This is a genomic window from Streptomyces sp. NPDC048349 (genome assembly GCF_040651925.1).
GTDB lineage: Bacteria > Actinomycetota > Actinomycetes > Streptomycetales > Streptomycetaceae > Streptomyces.
Genome location: NZ_JBEZLA010000002.1, coordinates 250,843 through 260,987 on the forward strand (window position 1 = coordinate 250,843; position 10,145 = coordinate 260,987).

General features: G+C 72.5%; 9 protein-coding genes. 5 read left to right on the forward strand and 4 right to left on the reverse strand.

Annotation, left to right across the window (positions count from 1 at the left end; translation table 11 throughout):
* Positions 1 to 55: 55 nt before the first annotated feature.
* The gene (locus AB0D44_RS02905; protein ID WP_362583375.1) at positions 56 to 574 is read left to right on the forward strand and encodes an EF-hand domain-containing protein; all 519 of its coding nucleotides are present in this window, start codon (positions 56 to 58) and stop codon (positions 572 to 574) included.
* Positions 575 to 635: 61 nt separating this feature from the next.
* Here AB0D44_RS02905 and purU read toward each other — a convergent pair whose 3' ends face one another.
* Together purU and AB0D44_RS02915 are read right to left on the reverse strand one after the other, a co-directional pair.
* On the reverse strand, positions 636 to 1,517 hold the full coding sequence (gene purU / locus AB0D44_RS02910; RefSeq protein WP_362583378.1) for a formyltetrahydrofolate deformylase: 882 nt from the start codon (positions 1,515 to 1,517) through the stop codon (positions 636 to 638).
* Positions 1,518 to 1,531: 14 nt separating this feature from the next.
* Complete coding sequence (locus AB0D44_RS02915; RefSeq protein WP_362583426.1) at positions 1,532 to 1,978, reverse strand: hypothetical protein; 447 nt, start codon at positions 1,976 to 1,978, stop codon at positions 1,532 to 1,534.
* 208 nt (positions 1,979 to 2,186) lie between these two features.
* On the opposite strand from AB0D44_RS02915, the gene AB0D44_RS02920 reads away from it, so the two are divergent.
* Positions 2,187 to 3,521, forward strand: a complete 1,335-nt coding sequence (locus AB0D44_RS02920) for an ABC transporter substrate-binding protein (protein ID WP_362583381.1) — start codon at positions 2,187 to 2,189, stop codon at positions 3,519 to 3,521.
* A 59-nt stretch (positions 3,522 to 3,580) separates the two neighbouring features.
* Here AB0D44_RS02920 and AB0D44_RS02925 read toward each other — a convergent pair whose 3' ends face one another.
* Positions 3,581 to 4,903 (reverse strand): hypothetical protein, encoded by a 1,323-nt coding sequence (locus AB0D44_RS02925; RefSeq protein WP_362583384.1) that lies wholly within the window; start codon positions 4,901 to 4,903, stop codon positions 3,581 to 3,583.
* A 135-nt stretch (positions 4,904 to 5,038) separates the two neighbouring features.
* Positions 5,039 to 6,421 (reverse strand): transcriptional regulator, encoded by a 1,383-nt coding sequence (locus AB0D44_RS02930; protein ID WP_362583387.1) that lies wholly within the window; start codon positions 6,419 to 6,421, stop codon positions 5,039 to 5,041.
* 232 nt (positions 6,422 to 6,653) lie between these two features.
* Between AB0D44_RS02930 and AB0D44_RS02935 the strand changes: the two genes are divergently transcribed.
* From AB0D44_RS02935 to AB0D44_RS02945, 3 genes are all read left to right on the forward strand, one after another.
* A complete protein-coding gene (locus tag AB0D44_RS02935; protein WP_362583390.1) occupies positions 6,654 to 7,322 on the forward strand; it encodes a bifunctional DNA primase/polymerase in 669 nt (222 codons plus the stop codon).
* 171 nt (positions 7,323 to 7,493) lie between these two features.
* Entirely contained in the window at positions 7,494 to 8,339 is an 846-nt protein-coding gene (locus AB0D44_RS02940; RefSeq protein ID WP_362583393.1) for an ABC transporter ATP-binding protein, read from the forward strand.
* Positions 8,336 to 9,988 (forward strand): transporter, encoded by a 1,653-nt coding sequence (locus tag AB0D44_RS02945; RefSeq protein WP_362583396.1) that lies wholly within the window; start codon positions 8,336 to 8,338, stop codon positions 9,986 to 9,988. Before AB0D44_RS02940 ends, AB0D44_RS02945 begins: the two co-directional genes overlap by 4 nt.
* The last annotated feature ends 157 nt before the right edge of the window (positions 9,989 to 10,145 follow it).

Here is a 10,145-nt window from a genome sequence, read left to right on the forward strand (position 1 = left end):
CTCCTGCCTTGTCTTGATCTGAACCCACCGCACACGTGAAGGCGGAACGCCGAACATGGACAGCGCAGAGTACGAGCGCAAGATCGCCGCCCGATTCGCCACCTTCGACCAGGACGGGTCCGGGTATATCGACCGGGAGGACTTCAGCACGGCCGCGAAGGCCGTCCTGGCCGAATTCGGCACCACGGCACGGTCGGACCGGGGCCAGGCCGTCTTCGCCGGTGCGGAGGCGTTCTGGCAGGGCATGGCCGGAATCGCGGACGTCGACGGGGACCAGCGGGTGTCCCGCGAGGAGTTCATCACCGGGGCGGCGAAGCGGCTGCGCGACAACCCGGACCGGTTCGCGGAGATCGCGCGGCCGTTCCTGCGGGCCGTGATCGCGGTGGCGGACGAGGACGGCGGGGGCGCGACGCCGGTGGCCGCCGCCCGGGTCCTGCGCGTGCTGGGCACGGCGCCCGAGCTGGCGACGGCGGTGGCCACCGCCCTGGACGCGGACGGCGACGGGCGGATCTCGGAGGACGAGATCCTGGTGGCGTTCGCGGCGTACTGCGGCGTGGAGGCGCCGGACGCGTGATCCCTGCCGGGGGCTTCGCGGAGTACGCGGCGGAGCCCCGGCAGGGGGGCGAGGCGCAGGGCTACGCGAAGACCACCGTGCGGGAGCCGTTGAGCAGGACGCGGTGTTCGCTGTGCCACTTCACCGCGCGGGCGAGCGCCTGGCACTCCACGTCGCGACCGATGGCCACCAGCTGGTCCGGGGTCACCTCGTGGCCCACGCGCTCGACCTCCTGCTCGATGATCGGCCCCTCGTCGAGGTCGGCCGTCACGTAGTGCGCGGTCGCGCCGATCAGCTTCACGCCCCGGGCGTGCGCCTGGTGGTACGGCTTCGCGCCCTTGAAGCTCGGCAGGAACGAGTGGTGGATGTTGATGATCCGCCCGCTCAGCTCCTTGCACAGGGTGTCGGACAGCACCTGCATGTACCGCGCGAGCACGACCAGCTCGACGTTCTCGGCACGCACGAGCTCCAGCAGCTGCGCCTCCGCCGCCGCCTTCGTGTCCCTCGTCACCGGAATGTGCACGAACGGGATGTCGTACGAGCCCACCAGCTCCGCGAAGTCCGTGTGGTTGGAGACCACGGCCGCGATCTCGACCGGAAGCGCCCCGATCCGGGAGCGGAACAGCAGGTCGTTGAGGCAGTGGCCGAACTTCGACACCATCAGGATGATCCGCATGCGCTCGTCGGAGCGGTGGATCTGCCAGTCCATCTTGAAGGAGTCGCCGATCGCGGCGAAACTCGCGCGCAGCTTCTCCAGTGTCACGGCCGGCTCGGCCTCGAAGTGCACCCGCATGAAGAAGAGGCCGGTCTCCCGGTCTCCGAACTGCTGGCTGTCCACGATGTTGCAGCCGGTCATGAAGAGGTAACTCGACACGGCGTGCACGATGCCCTGCTTGTCGGGGCAGGACATGGTCAGGACGTACTGCGGGGGCTGGGGCTGTGCCTCGGGCTGCGGGTCGCTCATGACCGCATAGCCTTTCACACCGCGCGGGTGAGGATCCTCAATACTTCCAGCGACCGCGGCCGCACGTCCGGGTCGTCCCCGTCCGCCGTGGCCAGCCGTACGTGCGCCTCGCGCGCGGCACGCACCGCCTCGGGCCAGGCGTGGTGTTCCAGGTAGGCGGAGACGGCCGCGTCGGGACCGACCTGGTGCATGATCCGGAGCACCCGGAGCACCGCCAGGTCGACCAGGGCCGCCTCCTGCGAGTCGCGGAAGATCGTGCCGACGTACTTCTCGGCCGACCAGCTGTCCAGCCAGGTGTCCTCGACGAGCCGGTACACGGCGTCGGTGACGTCCCCGAAGCCTTCGGCGCCGGCGAGCCAGGTGTCCTCGTGGAAGGCCGGGTCGGAGAGCATGTGCAGCGCCGAGCGCACGTTGCTGCGCCAGCGCCACCACGGCATGTCGTTCAGGGGCATGCCGCCCATGGTGGAGGAGCGGCCACCGCGACGGGAAGAGTTCTTCGAACCTTGGGCGAATGTCACGCCGTCGATCGTACGTTCCCGCAATCCGCGATCTTCAGCCGCATGTGAACAAACGGAAGAGACCATTCCCCCCGGCAATTCACCTGTACGTCACCGGATGTTGTGGCCCCCTCACTCCTGAGTTACCCGCGGGGCGGAATGGTGCATGGACATGACCGATTGGCGCCACACAGCAACCCTCTCCCGCACCTTCCTGGCCACGGCGATCGGTGCGTGTCTCGTCGTCGGGTGCGGGGCGGTCCCCGGCGGCTCGGGAGGTTCCGGGCAGACCCTCACCGTCATGACGTTCGCACCCGAGGACACCAAAGCGACCAACATGCCCGGAATGCCCGGCATGGCCAAGGCGTACGAACGCTGGGTGAACTCCAAGGGCGGCATCAACGGCCACAAGCTGCGCGTCCTGACCTGCAACGAGAAGAACACGCCCAGCGGAGCCGCCGACTGCGCCCGCAAGGCCGTCAACGAGAAGGCCATCGCCGTCGTCGGCTCCTACAGCCAGCACGGACGCGCCTTCATGGCCCCGCTGGAAGCCGAGGGCATTGCGTTCATCGGCGGCTACGGGGTCTCCTCGGAGGAGTTCCAGTCCCCCCTCTCCTACCCCGTCAACGGAGGCCAGCCCGTCCTCCTCGCCGGCGCCGGCCACCAGCTGGGCCGCGCCTGCGCCCAGGTCGCCCTGGTCCGCCCCGACACCCTCGCGGGCGACTCGATGCCGATTCTGCTGAACGCCGGGCTCAAGGCCAGCAAGATCGCCGACGCCTCCGACATCCGGGCCGCGGAGGACTCCGCGGACTTCTCGGCGCAGGCCCGCGAGGCCCTCGCCAACACCACCGCGAATACCGCCGTCAGCAGCAGCAAGGACAGCAAGGACAGCAAGGAGAAGGAGAAGGAGAAGGAGAAGGCCAAAGGGTGTGTGACGGCCGTCCTCGGCGAGCGCACCGAGACCTTCTTCGACGCCTTCCGCCGCGCCGACGGCCAGAACAGGAAGCCGCAGATCTCCTCGGTCCTGGGCAGCGTCAGCCAGTCCCTGGTCGACCGCACCGGCGGCAAGGAGAGCCCCTTCGAGGGCGCGTACCTGACCAGTTGGTACCCGGTGGCCGGCGACCCCCTTTGGGACCCGATGCGCAAGGTGATCGCCGATTTCGCCTTCGGCGACGACGGCGTCGACCCCGACGACAGCGGGACGCAGACCACCTGGATCGCCTACACCGTGCTGAACGAGGTCGTGAAGCGCTTCGAGCAGGACGAGAAGATCACTCCCCGCAAGGTCTCACGGGCCCTCAACCAGACGGATGCCGTCAGCACCGGCGGCCTCACCCCGGAACTGAGCTGGCGCTACCAGGACATGCGCGCCGTCGCCGGGTTCCCCCGCATCGTCAACGGCCGGGTCACCTTCCAGGTCGTCCAGGCGGGCCGGCTCGTCGCCCAGGAGGGCGAACAGACGATGGACATGACGGCGACGCTGGAGCAGGCCCCCCGGACGGCCTGAGGGCATGAGGGCCGGGCCGACAGCCGGGCGGACAGCCGGGCCGCCGGCCAGTCCCGGCCTTACAGCTGCGACTTGTCGCGCTTGGTGAGGCCGTACTTGGCCGCGATGCTGTTCCACAGCGTCGCAGCCGACTCCTTGGCCTTCGTCGCCTCACCGCTCGCCTTGTTGCCCGCGGCGGCGTTGTCGGTGTTCTTGGCCTTGCCGTCCTTGCACTTGTCGTCGTCCACGTCGTCCGCCCAGGCCGCGTAGCTGTTGTCGGCGGCCGCGGAGGACTTCCACGCCTTGGTGAGCGCCGCGGTCAGCTTCGCGTGGTCGGGGAGCTGGTCCACCTTCAGCTCCTGGAGCCGGGTGACGAGCTCCTCGCGCTGGCGGGCCGCGTCGCGCAGGTCGGCGGCCGCCTGGCCGAGGTTGCTGCAGCTCTTGATGTCGTCCACGGCCTTGATGACCGAGGCCCGGCTGTCGTTGCTGTCCGCGAGGAGCTTGTCCAGCTGGACGGCCTGCGGGCGGCCCGGGTCGACGGGAGCCTCGCCGCCGGGCGCCGCCGTGCCGCCGCTCGCGGTGGTCGCGGGGGCCACCGCGCCCGGGTCGTTGTTCTGCGGCTTTCCGTCGCCGAGCAGCGAGCCGACGCCCAGTCCGACGACGGCCAGGCCGATGACCACCGCGGCGATGATCGCGGGCGAGACCTTGCGGGGGGCCTCCGGCGGCGGGGGCGGGGGCGGCGCGAACTGCGGGTTCCGGTGCGGCTGCGGCTGGGGCTGCGGCTGGTGGTACTGCTGCGGCGGTACGGGGCCCTGCCCGCGCGGGGGGTAGGAGCGCGGCGGGACCGGCGGCAGGTGCTGGGGCCGCCCGGCGGGCCCCTCTCCGCGGAACAGCCCGTCGAACGGCTCGAGCCCCCCGGCCGCGGGGACCGGCGGAAGGTACTGGGTCGCGGCCTCCTCGTGCGGGGGGGCCGCGGACACGGGCGGGATGTACTGGGTCGCCGCCTCCTCGTGCGCGGAGGCCGGCGGGACCGGGGCGATGTACTGGGTGGCCGCCTCGTCGTGCGCGGAGGCCGACGGGACCGGCGGGATGTACTGGGTCGCCGCCTCCTCGTGCGCGGAGACCGGCGGGACCGGGGCGATGTACTGCGTCGCCGCCTCCTCGTGCGCGGAGGCCGACGGGACCGGCGGGATGTACTGGGTGATCGCCTCGGGCAGCGGCGGGTAGCCGTAGCCGTGCGGCTCGCCCGGCCCCTCGTACCCGGGGCCCACCACGTGCCCGGGGCCGGCCGGGGGCTGCGGCTGCTGCTGCGGGGGCTGCGCGTGCTGCGGGTAGCCGTACGCGGGCTCCGGACCCCACGGGGCGCCCTGCTGGGGGGCGCTCCCCTGTCCGTTCTCCGTCACCGGGACTCCTTCTCCGACTCGCCCGAACTGCGCAACCGTCGGTCACGCTACCCCGTCACACACCGCGACCGGGAGGCCACCCGGCAAGCCCACCGGCCCGCCCGGCCCCCGCGCAGGCCGCGCCGGGCCGCGGTCCTAGGCGACCCTGGCCTCCAGCCGGGCCGTGAACTCGCGCACCGCCGCCTCCTGCGCGTACGGCTCCAAGCGGCCCCGGAAGTCCTCCAGGTACTCCGCGCCCCGGGTCGAGCGCAGGCCCGACAGCAGGTCCGCCGCCTGAGTGGCCGTCTGGCAGGCCTGTTCCACCTCCCGCTGCTGGATCTGCGCCGCCGCCAGCAGGAACAGCCCGATGGCCCGGCGGCGCGCCTTGCCCGACGGAAGGCCCCGCAGCGCCTCCGCCGCCTGCCGGGCCGCCGCGTCCGCCTGCCCCAGGTCCCGGTGGCAGTGGGCGAGCTCGTCCGCGAGGTAGGCCCGGTCGAAGTGGCGGATCCACACCGGGTCGTCGCCCGACTCCGGCTCCGCCCGCTCCAGCGCCGTGACGGCCCGGGAGGACAGCACGGCCGTGGCCCGGTTGTCGCCGAGCAGCGCGTGCCCGCGCGCCTCGGCGGCGTAGAACATGGCCTCCACGCGCGGGGTGACCTGCCCCCGCGTCCCCTCCTGGGCCGCCCGGGCCAACTGGGCGATCTCCCGCGGATTGCCCAGCTCGGCGGCGAGGTGGCTCATCGACGCCGCCAGGACGTACCCGCCGTACGCGCGGTCGCCGGCCGCCTGCGCGAGCCGCAGCGCCTGGATGTAGTAGCGCTGGGCCAGGCCCGGCTGGCCCGTGTCCACCGCCATGTACCCCGCGAGCTCCGTCAGCCGGGCCACCGCCCCGAACAGCGCCCGCCCGACGGGCTCCCGGTACGAGCCGCCGATCAGCCCCGACACCACGGAGTTGAGGTAGTGCACCACCACCGGCCGCACGTGCCCGCTGCCGAAGCGGTGGTCGAGCTCCTTGAGGGCCTCGGTGGTGGCCCGTACCGCCTCGACGTCGGACATGCCGACGCGCGAGCCGCCGCTGCGCGCCACCTGCACGTCGGCGCCGGTGATCAGCCAGTCGCGGCTCGGCTCGACCAGGGCGGAGGCGGCCACGCTGGAGCCCGCCAGGAAGTCACGGCGGCCCACGTCGCTGCGCCACAGCTCGCAGACCTGCTCGATGGCGCCGACGACGGTCGGGGAGAACTGCAGGCCGACGCCGGAGGCGAGGTTCTTGCCGTTGGCCATGCCGATCTCGTCGATGGTCACGGTCCGGCCGAGTTTGCGGCCGAGCGCCTCGGCGATGATCCCGGGGGCCCGGCCGCGCGGCTGCTGGCCGCGCAGCCAGCGGGCCACGGAGGTCTTGTCGTAGCGCAGGTCGAGGCCGTGCTCCGCCCCGCACATGTTGACCCGCCGGGCGAGCCCGGCGTTGGAGCACCCGGCTTCCTGGATGAGCGCCTGCAGCCGTTCGTTCGGCTGGCGGGCTACGAGAGGCCTGGCTGCCATGAAAACCCCCTGAGGCCGCGGGTGAGCGTTGGAATGATCACTTCCCGCCTGAAGTGCGGAGAATCTTCCGCTCTGCGTCGTGTCGCTACCCACCTGCGGCGCCCCGGGCTCCTACGCGCCCCCGCCCGTGCATCGGTGCGCCCCGTATGCAGGATCGATGCTCCGCCCACCGGCGGGTTTACGCCCGTAACCCCAGGTGACCCGCGGAGTTGTGATGGGCGTGGAAGAGACCATGGGAGTCACGGAGACCGCACCCATCCCCAAGCAGCGCGGCGAGCAGCTGCTGGACCATGCCGTGCGGTACGCGGAAGAACGGCACTGGGACGTCTTCGCCGGCACCTGGCTGGAGGCGGCAGACGGGCGGGAGTTGTGCTCCTGCGGGGCGGAGGACTGCCCGGCACCCGGCGCGCACCCGGCGGTGAAGGACTGGGCGGCTCAGGCGACCGGCAGCGCGGTGCGCGTCCGGCAGATCTGGGGGCGGCACCCGGGAGCCTCGATCCTGATGCCGACGGGCCGGACGTTCGACGCGCTGGACGTGCCGGACGCCGCCGGGTTCCTGGCCCTGGCGCGGCTGGAGCGGATGGAGCGCACGCTGGGGCCGGTCACCCTCACGCCCGACCACCGGATGCTGTTCTTCGTCCTGCCGGGCGCCGGGGCCAAGGTCACGGACCTCGTGCGCAAGCTGGGCTGGACGCCGTCGGCGATCGACCTCGTCGCCCGGGGCGAGGGAGAGTACGTGGCCGCCCCGCCCACCCGCTTCGGCGGCCGGGGCTCGGTCCAGTGGGCGCGGCGCCCCACGCCGGCGAACCGGTGGCTGCCGGACACCGAGGACCTCATCGACGCGCTGGCGTACGCGTGCGGCAGCGAGGCCGCCGCCGAACGCAAGCGGCGCCAGGCCTGACCCGCCGGTCCCGTCGGTCCCGCCGGGACGGCCGCCCGGTCGCAACAAGGCCGCCCACCTGGGACATTACTGACCGGAAACTCATGACATAAGTAACTGCTCAGGCCTCCTCCCCTCCTCCTATGGTGAGCAAAGAACGACCAACGGGGACGTGTGACGAGAGGCAGGCGCATGCCGGACCAGGGTGATGCGACGGGCGGGACGTACGGGACGGGTGGCGCGCGATCCGCGCCGTCCGCCGTGCGGGTGGAAGGTCTGTGGAAGCGCTTCGGCGAGCAGGTGGCCGTCGCCGGGATCGACCTGGAACTGCCCGCAGGCCAGTTCATCGGGCTGGTCGGCCCGAACGGCGCGGGAAAGACGACGACGCTGTCCATGGTGACCGGGCTGCTGCGCCCGGACATGGGGCGGGTCTTCGTCGCCGGGCACGACGTGTGGGCGGACCCGGCCGAGGTGAAGTCGCGGATCGGCGTACTGCCGGAGGGCCTGCGGCTCTTCGAACGGCTCTCGGGGCGCGAGCTGCTCGGCTACATGGGCCGCATGCGCGGACTGCCGGGCGAGGAGACCGACAAGCGGGCGACGCAGCTGCTGGAGGTCCTGGACCTGGCCGGCTCGCAGCACAAGCTGGTCGTGGACTACTCGACGGGCATGCGCAAGAAGATCGGCCTGGCGGCCGCACTGCTGCACAACCCGCAGGTGCTGTTCCTGGACGAGCCGTTCGAGGGTGTGGACCCGGTGTCCGCCCAGACCATCCGCGGGGTGCTGGAACGTTACACCGCTTCCGGAGCCACGGTCGTCTTCTCCTCCCACGTCATGGAGCTCGTCGAGTCGCTGTGCGACTGGGTGGCCGTCATGGCCGCCGGACGCATCCGCGCCGCGGGCCCGCTGGCCGACGTACGGGGCTCCGCGCCCTCCCTGCAGGCCGCCTTCCTCGAACTGGTCGGCGCGCACGGGCGCGACGCCGCCGGGGACTCCCTGGACTGGCTGGGCGGCGGCTCCGGGACGGCGGCCGCACGATGACCGCCGTCACCCCTTCCGCCGCTTCCGCATCCCCTGCCACCCCTCCTGCCCCTGCCGCCGCTCCCGCCTCGCTGACCGCGGTCTTCGTCCGGCTGAAGCTGTCGCTGCTGCGCAACGGGCTGAAGGGCTCCTCCAAGCGCAAGGCCGCCTGGATCAGCTCGCTGGTGTTCGCGCTGGTCATCGGGTTCTTCGTCACGTTCGGCCTGGCCATGCTGCACGGCCACGCCCGGGCGGGCACGGTCGTCGTGCTGCTCGCCGCGATCCTGGCGCTGGGCTGGACCGTCATGCCGCTGTTCTTCCCCACCGGCGACGAGACCCTCGACCCGAGCCGGCTGGTCATGCTGCCGCTGCGCCCGCGTCCTCTCGTACGGGCCCTGCTGGCCTCCTCGCTGGTCGGCATCGGGCCGCTGTTCACGCTGTGCCTGGCGATCGGCTCGGTGATGGCCGTCGCCCGCGGAGCCGCCGGTGTGGCGGCCGCCGTGGTCGCCGTCCCGCTCCTGCTCATGGGCTGCGTGGCCCTCGCGCGGGCGGTGGCCACGGCCAACGTCCGGCTGCTGACCAGCCGCAAGGGGCGGGACCTGGCGCTGCTCAGCGGCCTGCTGATCGCGGTGGGCGCGCAGGTGGCCAACTTCGCCAGCCAGCGCTTGTTCCAGGCGGGCGGGCTGTCCCAGCTGGAGCCGGCCGAGGCGGTGGTGCGGTGGCTGCCGCCGGCGACCGCCGTCGGCATGGTGGACTCCGCGAGCAAGGGCTCGTACGGGGTGGCCGCGGCCCAACTGGCCCTCACGGTCGGCGCCCTGGCCCTGCTGCTGTGGTTCTGGGAGCGCAGCCTGACCAGGCTGATGGTCACGCCGGACGGCTCGACCCTCACCGCCGCCAAGCCGGAGAAGGAGCGCGGCGCGGGCGGCCCCTGGTCCCTGCTGCCGGCGGGCCGGACGGGCGCCGTCATGCAGCGGACCCTGCGCTACGCGGTGCGCGACCCGAAGACGAAGTCGGCGTGGGTGACGGCGCTGGCGATCGGCCTGATCGTCCCCGTCTTCAACGCCCTCCAGGGCACGGGCTCGCTCTACCTCGCCTGCTTCGGCGCCGGGATGCTCGGCGTTCAGATGTACAACCAGTTCGGGCAGGACACCTCGGCGTTCTGGATGGTCGCGCAGACCGTCTCCACCCCGCGCGACGCGTACGTGGAACTGCGCGCGCGGGCCGGCGCGCTGGCCCTGGTCACCGTCCCGTACACGGTCTTCGTGACGGCGGTGACGGCCGCCCTGGTCGGCAACTGGTCGGGCTTCCCGGCGGTGCTGGGCCTGGCGCTGGCCCTGCTGGGCGCGATGCTCTGCACGGGGGCGCTGGCCTCGGCGCGGTACCCGTACTCGATCCCGACGGAGGGCGCGTTCAAGAACGTCGCCCCCGGACAGGCCGGTCTGGCCTGGATGAGCATCTTCGGCGGAATGCTCGCGTCGGCGCTGGTGTGCGCCCCGGTGATCGCCCTGACGATCTGGCTCAACGTGGCCGACCTCGAGGACATGTCCTGGCTGGTGCTCCCGCTGGGCCTGGCCTGGGGCGCCCTGGCCACCTGGTCGGGCCTGCGCCTGGCAGCGCCGGTGGCGGCACGGAGGCTCCCGGAGATCCTGGCGGCGGTGAGCAAGGGGTAGGGGGGCGGGGGTGTGAGGCGGGGGCCGGGCTTCGGCGGGCGGGTCGGGGGCGGGGAGGGGCTCGGTGGCTTCGGGGGGCCTGATTCCGCACACTGCCGATCAGGGAGGGTTTGGGGGTTTCCCGCCAGTCCCATAGTCCTTCCGGGTCGGGCCGCCC

Bases quoted from the DNA above. Each gene is read 5' to 3' on its own strand.
- AB0D44_RS02905 (WP_362583375.1), top strand. From the start codon at position 56: ATGGACAGCGCAGAGTACGAGCGCAAGATCGCCGCCCGATTCGCCACC.
- purU (WP_362583378.1), bottom strand. From the start codon at position 1,517: ATGAGCGACCCGCAGCCCGAGGCACAGCCCCAGCCCCCGCAGTACGTC.
- AB0D44_RS02940 (WP_362583393.1), top strand. From the start codon at position 7,494: ATGCCGGACCAGGGTGATGCGACGGGCGGGACGTACGGGACGGGTGGC.
- AB0D44_RS02915 (WP_362583426.1), bottom strand. From the start codon at position 1,978: ATGGGCGGCATGCCCCTGAACGACATGCCGTGGTGGCGCTGGCGCAGC.
- AB0D44_RS02930 (WP_362583387.1), bottom strand. From the start codon at position 6,421: ATGGCAGCCAGGCCTCTCGTAGCCCGCCAGCCGAACGAACGGCTGCAG.
- AB0D44_RS02920 (WP_362583381.1), top strand. From the start codon at position 2,187: ATGACCGATTGGCGCCACACAGCAACCCTCTCCCGCACCTTCCTGGCC.
- AB0D44_RS02945 (WP_362583396.1), top strand. From the start codon at position 8,336: ATGACCGCCGTCACCCCTTCCGCCGCTTCCGCATCCCCTGCCACCCCT.
- AB0D44_RS02935 (WP_362583390.1), top strand. From the start codon at position 6,654: ATGGGAGTCACGGAGACCGCACCCATCCCCAAGCAGCGCGGCGAGCAG.